This is a genomic window from Tautonia sp. JC769 (genome assembly GCF_040717455.1).
Lineage (GTDB): Bacteria > Planctomycetota > Planctomycetia > Isosphaerales > Isosphaeraceae > Tautonia.
In genome coordinates this window covers 116,567-129,928 of sequence record NZ_JBFEFH010000010.1, presented here as the reverse complement: position 1 = coordinate 129,928, position 13,362 = coordinate 116,567, and the positions used below count along the sequence as shown (strand labels likewise).

Here is a 13,362-nt window from a genome sequence, read left to right as displayed (position 1 = left end):
GCCCGGTCAGATCAGGCTGTTGCCGGCGGCCCCGCCGATGGGGGGGCCGGACGGCCGGAGCGCGGCCGACTGTGGGACACCCGGCGCGAGCGGCGATTGCAGCCCGAGCAGCTCGGCCCGCGAGATCGGCCGGCCGACCCCCATGGCCGTCTGGACGACCAGGGCATAGTCGTTGGTCATGACCGGGACCGGGCGGTTCGAGCCGGAGGCCGACCGGGCCAGGGCGGTCAGGCCGTCGGTGATGACGGTGATCGTCCGCTCCGACGCGCCGGCCGAGGCGAGCAGGCGGTTGGTGGCGTAGTTCATCGACGCGACCGTCTCCGGCTTGACCGAGCTTTGCGCGATCGCGTTGCGGAGCTGGTCGATGAACCCCTCGGCGATCGGCTCGGCGGGGGGGCGGAGCTGCCCGACGAGGCCGACCAGCTCGACCTGGATCGCGGCGATGGCCTCGGTGGGCAGCTCGCGGTTCGGGTCGAGCAATTGCAGGAAGTTCGGCAGGCGTTCGATGCGTTGCAGGCGCATCTGGATCACCTCCTCGCGCGATTCCTGCATCGCCTGCTCCTGGGCGAGGGCCTGCGCCTCGGCCCGGGCGCGGGGGCCCTGGGGGCGGTTGGCGGCCTGGCCGGCCTCGGCGGTCGAGACGACCGGCGCGGCGGCGTTGACCACCTCGACCGTGCTGAGCAACTGGCGGCGTTCCAGGCCCTCGGAACCGGGGACGAAGCGGCGTCGGCGGCGGTCCATCGCTCGGGCCTCCTTTGAGGGGGTGCGAGGCGTCGGCCCGGGGCGACCGGGGGCGGTCGGTTCGGGCCGGTCGATTCGGGGAACGATCGCGGCCGGCTCTGCCGCGTCCCAAAGGATGGGGAACGGGGGCGAGTCCGGGGCGGATCGAGATGTGTTCGTCAGTTCACAGTGTCGGCCGGAAGGCGGCCGACGGGCGCCACCCGCGAGATGAAGGGGCATCTCTACCACAGTTGATCCGGTTCGGATAGAGCGGTTTCCCGCGTCGGCCAGGCATTGTGATCCGGCCGGGGACCCCTCACCCCGGCCCTCTCCCCGCGAGCGGGGCGAGGGGGACGGAAGGTCGGCCCTCGACCGGGCGAGGGTGGAAGGAGGCCGTTCGGGGGGACGACGACCTCGACATGCGGCCGGGAATCGACCTCGGTCGGATGGTGACGGGCGGAGGGGGAGGGAACGCGGTCACGGCTCGTTCCAGCGGAAGGCGAGCAGGGCCCAGCCGGCGAAGCCGAGGCCGAAGAAGCCGAGCGCGGAGATCATCGGGAGGGTCTCGCCGAAGGAGAAGCCGCGGGTGAAGACGCCGTCGAAGCCGTCGATGGCCCATCGGGTCGGGATGGCGGGGGTGAACGCCTGGATCCACTCCGGGAAGAGGAAGCTCGGGATCCAGCAGCCGCCGAGCATGACCATCACCAGGACGCCGAGCAAGGCGACCGAGCGTGCCCCCTGGGGCGACCGGCCGAGCGTGGCGACCGTCAGGCCGAAGGCCGAGGCCATGACCGCGAAGGCCACCGCCAGGGCGACGAAGCCGAGCACGTCCCCTTCCAGGCGGTAGCCGAACAGCAAGGCCCCGGCGGTGAAGACGACCAGGGTGATGACGAGCGAGACGATGGCACAACTGAGCACCTTGCTCAGCATCAAGGTCGATCGGGAGATCGGGGCCGCCCGCAGGCGTTTCCACATGCCACGCCGGCGTTCCTGGAGCAGGACGACGCCCCACTCGACGGCCGAGAAGAGGACGAACTGCACGACCATGCCCGCGAACGCATGGGCGGCCAGGGCCGCCTGCTCGCCGGCGGCGCCTCGGGGGGCGATCGACGTCTCCTCGGTCTTGAAGGGGAGGGTCAATCCCTGGCGAGACTCCTCGACCGGCTCGAACGCGACCGGCTCGGATTCGAACCAATCGGCCAGCGCGGGGAAGGCGTCGACCAGTTCGAGGCGGGCGGCCTCGGCCTCGGGGTCGGGGGATTGCCACCAATCGTCCTGGCCGGGGAAGAGGGAGAGGAACTCGGCGCGTTCGAGGGCCTCGTCGGTCGCGGGGGCGTCCGATGCGATCAGTTCGTCGTCGAGGAGATCGAGCAGGTCGTCATTGCCGCCGTCGGGCATGGCCTCGGCGGTGACGGCTTCGAGGACGACGCGCGTGAGGAGGCCGCGGGCGAGGTTGATCTCGGACTGGCTCATCGGGTCGTGCAGGAAGACGAGCGCCGGGGGGGCGGCGTCGCCGTAGAGGGCGTCGGCCGAGGCCTCGCCGAAGCCCCTGGGGATGACGACCGAGAGGGCCGCGTCCCCCTTGCGGACGGCCTCGCGGGAGGCGTCGAGGGGGCTCTCGATGGCGTCGAGGGCCGGGTCGTCCTGGGCGCCGAGGACGATCCGGCGGGAGATGGGGGAGTCGTCCTCGTCGGTCACCCGGATGGCGATCTTGCTCTGCGGCGAGGAGCCGGCGCCGCCGAAGATGAGGGCCATGAAGCTGGCCAGGGCGATCGGGGCGACGAACGAGAGGGTCAGGGCGTAGCGGTCGGCCGCGAAGACGCGGAGATCCTTCACGACCAGGGCCAGGAGCGGTCGGGCGTTCATGAGTCGCGCAGCGCCCTCCCGGTCAGGCTGAGGAAGATGGTCGAGAGGTCGGCCCGGTCGCTTTCGAGGTGGGTCACGACCAGGCCGAGGGCGTCGAGGGTTTGCAGGATCGCGGCGGAGATCTTCAGGTCGTTCACATCAAGGATCAGCTCGTGGTCTTCCAGCCGGGCCTGGACGACGCCGGGGAGGTCGGCGAGGCGGTCGAGCCAGTCGCCCGGGCCGGGGTTGCTCAGCTCGATGCGGAGCCGGGCGTGGCGGTCGAGCAGGGCGGAGAGGTCCTTGACCCGGCCGTCGGCGATCACCCGGCCGCGGTCGACGATGACGATGCGGTCGCAGAGCCGCTCGGCCTCCTCCATGTAGTGCGTTGTATAGATGAGGGCCTTCCCCCGGGCCTTGAGCCGTTCCAGCCCCTCGAAGATGGCGTTGCGGCTCTGGGGGTCGACGCCGACGGTCGGCTCGTCGAGGAGGATGACCTGGGGGTCGTGCAGGAGGGCGACGGCCAGGTTGAGCCGCCGCTTCATGCCGCCGCTGTAGGTCCGCACGAGGGAGCCGGCCCGATCGGCCAGGCCGACCAGTTCGAGGCCGTCGGCCATCGCCTGCCGGAGCCGCGTGCCGCCGAGCCCCTGGAGCGCCCCGAAGAAGCGGAGGTTCTCGCGGGCCGAGAGTTCCTCGACCAGGGCCAGTTCCTGGGGGACGAGGCCGAGGGTGCGCTTGATCGGGTCGGTCTCGCCCCGGATCGGCTGGCCGTTGAAGCGGACGCAGCCCTCGTCGGGGCGGAGCAGGCCGGAGATCATGGAGATGGTGGTCGTCTTGCCCGCGCCGTTGGGGCCGAGCAGGGCGACGGCCTCGCCCCGATCGACGTGGAAGGAGACGCCGTCGACGGCCGTGATCGGGCCGAAGCGCTTGATGAGGTCGCAGGCTTCGAGGACCGGCCGGGCGGCTCGGCGCGGCGGCGGGGAGGGCGGGCGGGGGTCGGCGAGGGCCGACGGGGAGGGGGCCGGGGCCGGCCGCCGCGACGGGCCGCTGGGCCGTCGGCGGAGGATGTCGCTCAGGTCGGGGGCGGGGCCGGCGGTCGATCCTGCCATCGTGGAATCCGTTCCTCGGGCAAGGGCGATCGGAGAGAGTCGAGCCTGGGGAGAATACCAGGGGAGGGCGTCAGTTGCGGGCCAGCGCCCGGCGGGCCTGGGCCAGGTCGGACTGGATCGGGAACCGCGAGCGCAGGTCGTTGAGGTAGGCGTCGATGTTCGGGTCGGTCCGGCCCTCGCGGCGCATCAGTTCGCGGGCGAGGGTGCGGGTGGTGTAGGCGGACCGGAGGTCGTCGAGGCACTGGCCCTCGCCCCGCAGGCGGGCGTCGAAGGCCTCGGCACTGGGGAAGCCTTCGCGGTCGAGGATGCGGGGCAGCTCGGCGGTCGACCACTGGCGGGCGATCGCGTCGCGGAGGTCGTCCAGCTCGCCCGGCGCGTCGAGGAGGACGCGGGCCTGCTGCAGGACGAGTGATTCGAGGATGCGCGCCTCCATCTCCGCCTGGACCATGCTGATGACCAGGCGGCGGGTCGGCCGCTTGCGGCCGGGGAGGCGGGCGATCCGGTCCTTGATGGCCTCGGTCAGCTCGGGGAGGGTGATCGCGTGCGGGCCGACGGTGGCGATGACCGTCCCTTGCGGCTCGGCCGGCTCGGGGGGGGCGAGGGGCGTGGGGGCGTCGGCCCGGGCGATGGCTTCCACCTCGCCGGCGACCTGATCGAAGAGGGCCAGCTCGCGCGGCTCGGCGGGGGCGATGGGGGTCGCCTGTGAGGCGAGGATTGTGGCCGGGGGCTGGGGAGCGGGATCGGCCGGCTCGGGATCGGCCGGCTCGGGATCGGCCGGCGGTTCCTCGGCCGGACGGGGTTCGAGCGGTCCGGCCGGGGTCGCGGCCTGGTCGGTGTCGGCCGGCCCGGGAGGCGCGATCGGTGCGGCCGGCTCGGGAGACGGGATCGGCTCGGCCGGTTCGGGAGACGGGATCGGCTCGGCCGGCCCGGGAGACGGGATCGGCTCGGCCGGTTCGGGAGACGGGATCGGCTCGGCAGGTTCGGTCGGCCTGGGGGGAGCGATCGGCCGGGGATTGGCGGCGGGCCTGGGCACTTCGATGAGGGGAGAAGGCCCGGCGGGCGTCGCCGGCTCGATGGGGCGAGGGGGCTCGGGGGGCGGCAGCGGCGCGACCGGCTCGGGGGGCGGCAGCGGGGAGAAGAGCCGGGGGGAGGGCTCGACCGGGTCGGCGGATCCGGCGGGCTGGGGTGTCGGGTCCGGGGCGGCTTGCCCGATGGGATGAGAGGCGGGGGCACGCCCCGCGGAGTTCTCGGCGAGGCGGGCCAGGTGTTCGTCGTCGAACCCGGACAGATCGAGTCCCGCGCACCCGGTTGCAGCCAGAGAGAGCGCGGCGATCAAGGGCCAAACACGCATGAGTTCGCTCCAGACCTTCGAACGACGCATGCCGCCACAGGGAAAAACAAAGGGGGCGACCGTGGCCCGGTTCCTCAAAGCTCGAACCGGTCGGGCCGCGGACGGCCTCGGAATCGAGGCCGGGCGACCCGGGGGCGGGAGGCAGGGCACTTTAGTCTTGTTGGGAAAAAGCCACAACACGAGTTCTCCGGCAGGACGCAGGGGGCGGACGCGGTGGAGTTCGCAGGGGACGGGGCGTGTCGAGGGGCATCGGCCCATCGGGAGGAGATCCCTCGGGGCGAGGGTCGTCTGCACGCTTGACAAGGATTGAACACCGTGAGACGGTGGTCAGTCCCAGCGGATCGATCGCGGACGGCCGAAGGAGGCGGCGATCGGGACGCTCCCGCCGATGCGATTTCGACCTGCCTCGCCCGACTCACGCCCCGCGACGATCTCCCAAGGAGGCCCGCCATGATCCGCCCCTCGATGGCCCTCGCCCCGCCGATGCTGGCGGCGGCCCTTGCAATCGGGATGGCGACGACCCCGGCCTCGGCCGATGCGCCGTCGATCACCGACATCGTCCCCGCGGGATTGCAGCGCGGGGTCGCCGGCCTGGTGACGATCGCGGGGGGGAACCTGCAAGGGAATCCCCGGCTGGTCGCGCCGTTCGAGGCCGAGGTGGTGGCCGCCCCCGAGGGGCAGGCGTCCGACGCGGCCAACTGGCGGCTCCGCCTGACCGTGCCGGCCGACACGCCGGTGGGGGCCTATCCGGTCCGGGTCCGGACGGACGACGGCATCTCGAACCCGTTCCTGATCTCGGTCGGCCAGTTGCCGCAGGTGGCCGAGCAGGAGCCGAACAACACGATCGAGCAGGCGCAGGCCGTCGCCGTGCCGACGGTGGTCGACGGCAAGGCCGATGGGAATGATGTGGATATCATCCGGTTCCCCGGCCGCAAGGGGGACCGGATCGTCATCGACGCCCGGGCCGCCCGGATCGGCTCGGGTCTTGATCCGACCGTCCGGCTGACGACGGCCTCGGGCAGTTATGTGGCCTCCGACGACGACTCGCCCGGCCTCCTGACCGATGCGAGGCTGGTCGTCGAGCTGCCCGAGGACGGGGATTACCTGGTCGAGCTGTCCGACTCGCAGTTCCGGGGGTCGAACCGGGCGTCGTATCGCCTGCTGATCGGCGCCGTGCCGGTGGCGGACGAGCTGTTCCCGCTCGGCGGGAGGCGGGGCGAGACGGTCGGCCTGGAGCTTCGCGGGGGGACCCTGGCCGAGCCGGCGATTGCCGCGGTGTCGCTCGATCTGCCCGAAGGAGACATGAGCGTCCGCCCCCGGATCCCGGCCGCGATGGTCGGGCTGGACGGGCCGTTCGACGTGGAGATCCCGGCCCCCCTGGTCGTCGGCCGCTTGCCCGAATTGCGCGAGCCGAGCGACCCGGACGCCGCCCCCATGCGGGTGGCTCCCCCGGTCGTGGTCAACGGCCGGTTGGAGCTGGAAGGGGACGAGGACCGCTACGTGGTCGTCGTCCGGCCGGGGACGAAGTACCGGGCCCGGGTCGAGGCGGCCCTGCTGGGGTCGGCCATCGACGGCGTCTTGCGGGTGCTCGGGCCGGACGGGAATCAGATCGCCCAGGGGGACGACACGACCATCGAGCTGACCGGCAAGGGGCAGCCGAACGCCCCGTCGATGAACGCCCCCGACCCCTCGGCCGAGTTCGACGCGCCGGAAGGGGTGACCGAGGTGACCCTGGTGGTGCGGGATCTGAGCAGCCGGGGAGGGGTCGGCCACCCGTATCGCCTGATCGTCGAGCCGGTCGAGCCGAAATTCGAGGTCGAGCTGCGGGCGGCGCAGGTGAGCGTCCCCCGGGGGGGGGCGGCGAACGTGCTCGTGAATGTCGTGCGGCGGGGGTTCGACGGCCCGGTGACGCTGGCGATCTCGAACGTGCCCGAAGGGGTGACGGTGCGATCGGGGGTCGTGCCGGCCGGGCAGGCGAACGGGGTGATCACGTTGCTCGCCGGTGCCGAGGTCGAGATCCCGTCGGTCATGCTCCGCGTGGTCGGGACGGCCGAGGGGCCGGGCGGCCCGGTCGAGGTCCCGGCCGACACGATGGTGACGTTCGCCTCGCTCGGCGGGTTCCCGACCAACGTCCGGCCGCAGCAGGGGCTGGCCGTCGCCCACGCCTTGCCGACGCCGATCACGGTGGGGTCGCCGGCCGAGCCGATCGAGGTCGCCCGGGGGTTCGGGGCCGAGGTCCCCTTGACCGTCGCCCGCGACGAGGGGGTGAACGCGGCCCTGGAGGTCGAGGCCCTGCCCGGCCCGACCGGGATCACCGCGCCGAACGCGACGCTGGCCGAGGGGGCGACCTCGGGGGCGATTACCGTCAATGCCGCTCCCGACGCCCCGATCGGCCCGGCGATGATCGCCTTCAACGCCAAGGGGAAGGTGGCCGACGTGGACCGGGTGTTCGCCGTCCCGGCCGTGACGGTCAACGTGGTGCCGCCGGGTGAACTGGGCCTGGCGGTGCCCGCCGTCGAGATCAAGGCGGGGGAGTCGGTCGAGGTGGCGGGCACGTTGACCCGCAAGGCCCCGTTCACCCAGGAGGTGACCATCTCGCTGGCCGACCTGCCCGCCGGAGTCACCGCCGATCCGGTGACGGTGGCCGGCGACGCGACCACATTTACCCTGAAGCTGTCGGCCGCGGCCGACGCGGCGGCCGGGATGGGGAACGCCCGGGCCTCGGCCGCCTTCAAGGTGGGAGACGCGGACGCTCCGCCCTTGACCAGCCCCCTGGCCGTGACCGTGGTGGCGGCGGGAGAGGGGTCGTGAGCATGAACATTTTGAGCCGTTTCCATGCGAATCGTTGGACCAATCGCCCGGAGGACGACGCCTTGTTGATCCGACTGCACCTGATCGGCGCGATGGCCCTCGCCTCGGCGATGGTCGCGCCTCCCTCGGCCCGAGCCCAGGACGAGCCCGTACAACCGGAGGCGCCAGTTCCGGCCGAGGGCGAGGCCGCCGAGACGCCTCGCGTCAGCTTCCTGAAGGACGTGGCCCCGATCCTGGTCGAAAGCTGCGTCGGCTGCCACAACCCGAAGAAGGCCGAGAGCCGGTACGACCTGACGACCTTCGCCTCCCTGGCCAAGGGCGGGGCGATGGGCGAGGGGATCATGCTGGAACCGGGCGACCCGGACCTGAGTTACTTCGTCGAGCTGATCCGCCCCGACGGCGTCCCCCTGATGCCCTGGGACGGGGAGCCGATCGCCGAAGAAAAGCGGATGATCATCGAGCGATGGGTCGCCGAGGGGGCCGAGTACGACGGCGAGGATCCGGAGGCCGACTGGGTCGCCCTGGTCAGCAAGGCCCGGGAAGTCGTCATCCCCGACGCCTACCCGTACCCGATGCCGATCACGGCCCTGACGTTCACCCCGGCGGGTGATGCCGTGATGACCTCCGGCTATCACGAACTGAACACCTATGCCCTTGCCGATGCCTCGCTGGCCAACCGGAGCCGGGGGGTGGCCGAGCGGGTGTACGACGTGGCCTTCAGCCCCGACGGGAAGCACCTGGCCGCCGCCTCGGGGAGCCCCGGGCAGTCGGGCGAGGCGACGCTCTGGGCCGTCGGCGAGGACGGCACGCTGAGCGATCCGAGGCTCCTGGTCGAGTCGGACGACGCGGTCTTCTGCGTCGACTTCAGCCCCGACGGGGCTCGGGTGGCCTTCGGCGGGGCCGACCGGGCGATCCGGGTCTTCGACGTCGCGTCGGGCGAGCGCCTGGCCGAGGTCGAGGATCACGCCGACTGGGTGCTCGACATCGCCTTCAGCCCCGACGGCAAGCGCCTGGCCACCGCCAGCCGGGACAAGACGAGCAAGCTGTTCGACGCCGAGGCGTACGAGTCGCTCGTCACCTTCCCCGGCCACGGCGAGCCGGTCTATACCGTCGCCTTCGCGGCCGACGGCACGATGGTGATGAGCGGCGGAGGCGACAAGCGGGTCCGCCTCTGGAACCCGGACGAGGACGCCAAGCAGGTCCGCGACTTCGGCGGGTTCGGCGGCCCGGTCTTCGACCTGGTCCTGTATGCCGACGGGCAGAAGCTGGCCGCGGCAGGCTCCGATGCGACCGTCCGCGTGTACAACCCGGCCGACGGCGCGGTCTTGCAGACCTTGCAAGGGCACGATGACTGGGTCTATCGCCTGGCGGTTTCGCCCGATGGCTCGTCGCTGGCCTCGGGGAGCTGGGATGGAGACGTGAAGGTCTGGAATACCGAGGATGGGACCCTTCGGACCACGATCGTCGCCGTCCCCGGCCACCAGGGTGAGGCCGTCGCCGCGCAGGCCGACGCCGACTGAGCGCCACGATCCCGCCCGCGCGGCCCTGAGCAGTTTCAAGACGCCCCGCCCCGGAGCCGGCAATGGCCGCGCGATCCGGGGCGGGGCGTGATTCGATTCTGGGGACGGGCGTGTGCCGTGTCGGGATGGACCGCGACCAGGAGGGGGGTCAGCGGTCCTGCTCCACGCTGCCCGATCCCAGGCGCCCGAGCAGGCGCTGCCAGCGCCCCTGGCGCTCCTGCTGCAGCTCGGTCATGCGGGCGATGATCCGGGCCTGGGCCGCTCGGTAGTCTTCGGGGGTCCCTGAGGGCTCGCCTCGCCGGGCAGGGGTGATCGGTTCGTGGCTGCCGGGGGATTGGGGGGGCGTGTGTTGCGGGGCGGCGGCGGCGGTTTCGCGATGCTGGTCCAGCTCTCGGCGCAGGGCGCGGACCTCTCGCGTCAGGCGGCGAATCTTCCGCAACTCGCGATCGACCAGCCCCTGTTGCTCGTGATGGAGCCGCGCGAAGACGGCCATCATCTCCATCATCGACTGATGATATTGATCGAACAGATGCTGCTGCATCGCGGTGAACTGGTCGATCACGGGGGCGATCATCGACTCGGCCAGGCGGCTCAGCTCGGCCTGCTGGGGGTCTTCGAGGGCCACGGGAGGGGAGAAGTTCATCGGCGCGGGGAGGGACGGCCGCTCGATCAGGGCCGGGAGATCGACGGGCCCCGCCGCGGGATTCCCGGCGAGGCCGGGGCGATCGGAGGGATTGGGGGGAGTGTAGGGCAGGCCCAGCCGGTCGGCGGGGGAACGGGGGGAGGAGGGGACCAGCCGGACGGTGAAGAGGTCGCGGCCGAGGCGGAGCGAGGAGGCGTCGTCCAGGATCGCCCAGGGGACGGGGCGGGAGTCGACCTCCACCCCGCCTCGGCCGAGCAGGTCGACGACCCAGAGCTCGCGGCCGAGTCGGATCAGCAGGCAATGATAGCGAGAGATGCTCAGGTCGCTGAGCCTGAGGTCGCACTCGGGGGCCCGGCCGATGAGGGTGAAGACGCGGTCGATGACGACGGGGCGATGCGCGGGGCTTCCCTGCCCGCTCGGCTCGAGCAGGACGCGGAGGTCGGGCGAGGGGGAGGGAAGGGGGGCGTCTGTCGGGCCCGGACGCGGGCTGGCGGTCGCGGGGACGGGCAGGCCGATGCGGAAGGGGCCGATCTCGACGAACTGTCCCGGCTCGATCCATCCCGACCGCCGGGGCCGCCCGTTCCAGGCGAGCGCGGAGCGGCTCCCCAGGTCGAGGCAGTAGGCTCGACGGCCGATGACCTGCACGAAGGCGTGTCGGCGGCTGATCTGGGGATGGTCGAGGACCAGGTCGGCCGGCGAGGTCCGGCCGATGAGCGCGAAGGGGCGGGGCAGGCAATGCTCGATCGGTCCGTGCCGGCTCCGATGCCAGACCAGGAGACGGAAGGGGGGGGCCGACCCGATGGCCTCCCAGAAGCGATCAAGACCTCGTTGCGTCACGGTGTCGCGCCTCGGATCCACAGACGACCGGAGGAAACCCGCGCCATTCTCTCACATCGGCCTGGCTTGCGTCTTGGGCAATAGGCCGAGAACCGGCGGAATTTCCGAATTGTAAGGCCGCGGGCGAGGCTTCGGCGGCGCGATCGCCCGGAAGACGGGGGGAGATGGCGGGGGGATGGGGCAGGGCGGGCAGAGGGGACGACTGCTCGCGGGGAGTCGGAGATCGGGGGCCGGCTCGGAGGGGATCAGCCACTCCGAGCCGGGCGGGCCGGGATCGCGGGCGGGCGGGTCGGATCCGCCCGGGGCAGGCCGGTTTAGGTCAGCTCAGATCAGGCCTTTGACGACCGTGGCGAGGGATTCGCCCGTCTCGGTGAGGCTGTAGAAGTTGTTCTTGCCCTGGCGGCGCGGGGCGATGATGCCGCCGTGGCGGAGCAGGGCGAGGTGGTGGCTCACGGCCGGCTGGCTCTGGCTGAGCTGCTCGCAGAGGGCGCCGACGTGGCGCTCCCCTTCGGACAGGATCAGGATGACCTGGAGCCGGGTCGGGTCGCTGACGTGCTTGAGCAGCACCGATGCGCGGCGGGCCTGCTGCGCCCGCAGATCGGCTTCCTTCTGGCTCTTCTTCGAAGCCGTTGCGGACCGGGTTGCGGGCCGGGTCGCCGTCTTGGTCGCGGCCATGGTGAGGATCCTCCAGGGGAGATGGACTCTGCCGTCGCCGGAAAACGCATGCAGAGCCGAGTGGTGGTGAACGAACGAGGCGATTCTCACAAACGAGGTACGTACATTGACGATTATATCACCCGTTCGTCAAGAAACAACATCAGATCACACTTCGAACAACCTCTCGGTGAGGCTGGGAGTCGCCGAGGGTGGTGCCCTCGACGGGGCCGGCGTGTCGGGTCAGGGTCGAAGGTGTGAGGGCGGCGCGTTCTCGGCGGCCATCGCCACGCGCTGTTGGCAGGAGTATATCGACTCGTGCTTGTTTTGCAAGGCGTTACCCGAAACGATTTGAGAATTGCGGGTTTGCGAGGATTTTTAGCCATACTCGCGGGGGGCGGGCCCCGTGACCGCGGCGTCGATGAAACGTTTCATATGTTATGTAAGATGGAATCATCGATCCCCGGCGCATCCTGTTCGTTTGCGCGTCAGAGGGGGCCCGTCGCGTGCCGAAATGTTCACGAGGGTCGCGACGGCCGGACGCCCGCGATGGCGTGGGGGCAAGCCAGAATAAGCGCATGGCGGGTCATTGGCGCATGCGTGCCGCGGGGCCCGTCGCGGGCGCAAGGATGGCGGGATGGCCGGGCTGGCGGGCAGGGGAGGGGAGGGGCGGGAGGCTCACGGGTGCTCGGCGTCGAGCACCTGACGGACGTGGCCATACAGCTCCTCGGGGGTCCAGGCGTTGCCGAGTTCGAGGCGGGCGAGGGTGCCGTCGGGGGCGATGATCGCGGTGCTCAGGCTGTGCACGATCTGGTCGGTCATGGGGGCGTAGGTCAGGCCCAGCGGGGCGGCGACCGCCCGGAGCGCCTCGTGCTCGGCCACGGCGAAGGTCCAGAGGGGGGGCTCGGCCCCGACCCTTCGGGCGTGCCCGGCCAGGACCTCGGGCGTGTCGTATTCCGGGTCGAAGCTGACGGAGAGCAGCCGCACCCGATCGGCCCGGTCGGGGGACCGGGCGATCCGCCTCGCCAGCTCGCCGAACTTCCGATCGAGCAGCGGGCAGAACTCGGGCTGAGGGCATCGGGTAAAAATAAACGTCAAGACGACCACATTCCCCTCCAGGTCGGAGAGGCTGAGGCGCTCTCCCCGCTGGGTCGTCACGACCAGGTCGGGCACGACCTGGCCGGGCTCGAGCGTGGGGGGCGGCGACGCGGGGGCGAGCGGTTCGCCGCCGGGGGGGCGCGGGGGGGCGGGGCGGGTGACGACCAGGTCGACGAGTTCGAGCCGGGTGATCTCGCCCTGCGCGTCGTAATCGACTTCGAGCAGGCCGCGGACCTCGTCGTCGGCGATCACGTCGTCCAGGAGCGTCCGGTCTTCCAGGCGGAAGTCCATGAGCATCGGCGGCATCAGACCGGGGATATCCTCGTGCGCGATGCCCACGACCCCCTGGTCGGCATCGACGGCCCGAACCACGCCCTCAAACTCGAACGTTTTCGTCCGAGGGGCCGTGGTCTGGGTCCGAGGGGCCGCTTCGGGGGCCGGTTTCCCGCAGCCGACGGCGGCGGGCAGGCAGGCGAGGGCCAGGAGGCGCGACGCGATCGGGGCAAGCAGGGGGCGGGGCATGTCGGGCGAGGCTCGTCGAGGCGTGGATTCCACACAGACACGGATTCAGCGTAATCGATCCGGGGGCCGAGAATCCAGGTTCGAGGGGACTCCGAGCTGTGTTCATCTGTGATGATGCGATGTCGCCCACGCGACGGCGATCGCGGCGCCCCGGCCGCGCGAGGGGTTCGGTGCATGGCTGGTTGTGGGCAATGGCGAGGGGATCCGGCCGGGCGAGCGATCCCCCCTCTGCCGCCCCTCGCGATCCCGCGGGAC

9 protein-coding genes are annotated in these 13,362 nt (G+C 71.6%); 2 read left to right on the top strand and 7 right to left on the bottom strand.

The genetic code is table 11. From position 1 onward, the window contains the following. Positions 1 to 6: 6 nt before the first annotated feature. The 4 genes from AB1L88_RS12450 to AB1L88_RS12435 all read right to left on the bottom strand — a co-directional run bounded on the left by AB1L88_RS12450 (position 7) and on the right by AB1L88_RS12435 (position 5,022). Positions 7 to 741 carry a hypothetical protein gene (locus tag AB1L88_RS12450; RefSeq protein ID WP_367096985.1) on the bottom strand — a complete coding sequence of 245 codons (735 nt, stop codon included), beginning with the start codon at positions 739 to 741 and terminating at the stop codon, positions 7 to 9. 456 nt (positions 742 to 1,197) lie between these two features. Continuing rightward, positions 1,198 to 2,586, bottom strand: coding sequence for an ABC transporter permease (locus AB1L88_RS12445; RefSeq protein ID WP_367096984.1), 1,389 nt, complete (start codon positions 2,584 to 2,586; stop codon positions 1,198 to 1,200). Then, positions 2,583 to 3,671 carry an ABC transporter ATP-binding protein gene (locus tag AB1L88_RS12440; protein ID WP_367096983.1) on the bottom strand — a complete coding sequence of 363 codons (1,089 nt, stop codon included), beginning with the start codon at positions 3,669 to 3,671 and terminating at the stop codon, positions 2,583 to 2,585. Before AB1L88_RS12440 ends, AB1L88_RS12445 begins: the two co-directional genes overlap by 4 nt. A 70-nt stretch (positions 3,672 to 3,741) precedes the next feature. Continuing rightward, positions 3,742 to 5,022, bottom strand: a complete 1,281-nt coding sequence (locus tag AB1L88_RS12435; protein WP_367096982.1) for a hypothetical protein — start codon at positions 5,020 to 5,022, stop codon at positions 3,742 to 3,744. 450 nt (positions 5,023 to 5,472) lie between these two features. On the opposite strand from AB1L88_RS12435, the gene AB1L88_RS12430 reads away from it, so the two are divergent. Beyond that, positions 5,473 to 7,833, top strand: a complete 2,361-nt coding sequence (locus tag AB1L88_RS12430) for a hypothetical protein (protein ID WP_367096981.1) — start codon at positions 5,473 to 5,475, stop codon at positions 7,831 to 7,833. A 2-nt stretch (positions 7,834 to 7,835) separates the two neighbouring features. Beyond that, positions 7,836 to 9,353, top strand: coding sequence for a c-type cytochrome domain-containing protein (locus tag AB1L88_RS12425; protein ID WP_367097057.1), 1,518 nt, complete (start codon positions 7,836 to 7,838; stop codon positions 9,351 to 9,353). Positions 9,354 to 9,501: 148 nt separating this feature from the next. Here the strand turns inward: AB1L88_RS12425 and AB1L88_RS12420 are convergent, their stop codons facing one another. The 3 genes from AB1L88_RS12420 to AB1L88_RS12410 all read right to left on the bottom strand — a co-directional run bounded on the left by AB1L88_RS12420 (position 9,502) and on the right by AB1L88_RS12410 (position 13,107). Continuing rightward, a complete protein-coding gene (locus AB1L88_RS12420) occupies positions 9,502 to 10,833 on the bottom strand; it encodes an FHA domain-containing protein (protein WP_367096980.1) in 1,332 nt (443 codons plus the stop codon). Positions 10,834 to 11,157: 324 nt separating this feature from the next. Continuing rightward, positions 11,158 to 11,508 (bottom strand): metalloregulator ArsR/SmtB family transcription factor, encoded by a 351-nt coding sequence (locus AB1L88_RS12415; RefSeq protein WP_152053928.1) that lies wholly within the window; start codon positions 11,506 to 11,508, stop codon positions 11,158 to 11,160. Between the two features lie 657 nt (positions 11,509 to 12,165). Next, positions 12,166 to 13,107, bottom strand: a complete 942-nt coding sequence (locus AB1L88_RS12410; protein ID WP_367096979.1) for a copper-binding protein — start codon at positions 13,105 to 13,107, stop codon at positions 12,166 to 12,168. Between the last annotated feature and the right edge of the window lie 255 nt (positions 13,108 to 13,362).

Bases quoted from the DNA above. Each gene is read 5' to 3' on its own strand.
- AB1L88_RS12410 (WP_367096979.1), bottom strand. From the start codon at position 13,107: ATGCCCCGCCCCCTGCTTGCCCCGATCGCGTCGCGCCTCCTGGCCCTC.
- AB1L88_RS12425 (WP_367097057.1), top strand. From the start codon at position 7,836: ATGAACATTTTGAGCCGTTTCCATGCGAATCGTTGGACCAATCGCCCG.
- AB1L88_RS12440 (WP_367096983.1), bottom strand. From the start codon at position 3,671: ATGGCAGGATCGACCGCCGGCCCCGCCCCCGACCTGAGCGACATCCTC.
- AB1L88_RS12430 (WP_367096981.1), top strand. From the start codon at position 5,473: ATGATCCGCCCCTCGATGGCCCTCGCCCCGCCGATGCTGGCGGCGGCC.
- AB1L88_RS12415 (WP_152053928.1), bottom strand. From the start codon at position 11,508: ATGGCCGCGACCAAGACGGCGACCCGGCCCGCAACCCGGTCCGCAACG.
- AB1L88_RS12435 (WP_367096982.1), bottom strand. From the start codon at position 5,022: ATGCGTGTTTGGCCCTTGATCGCCGCGCTCTCTCTGGCTGCAACCGGG.
- AB1L88_RS12450 (WP_367096985.1), bottom strand. From the start codon at position 741: ATGGACCGCCGCCGACGCCGCTTCGTCCCCGGTTCCGAGGGCCTGGAA.
- AB1L88_RS12445 (WP_367096984.1), bottom strand. From the start codon at position 2,586: ATGAACGCCCGACCGCTCCTGGCCCTGGTCGTGAAGGATCTCCGCGTC.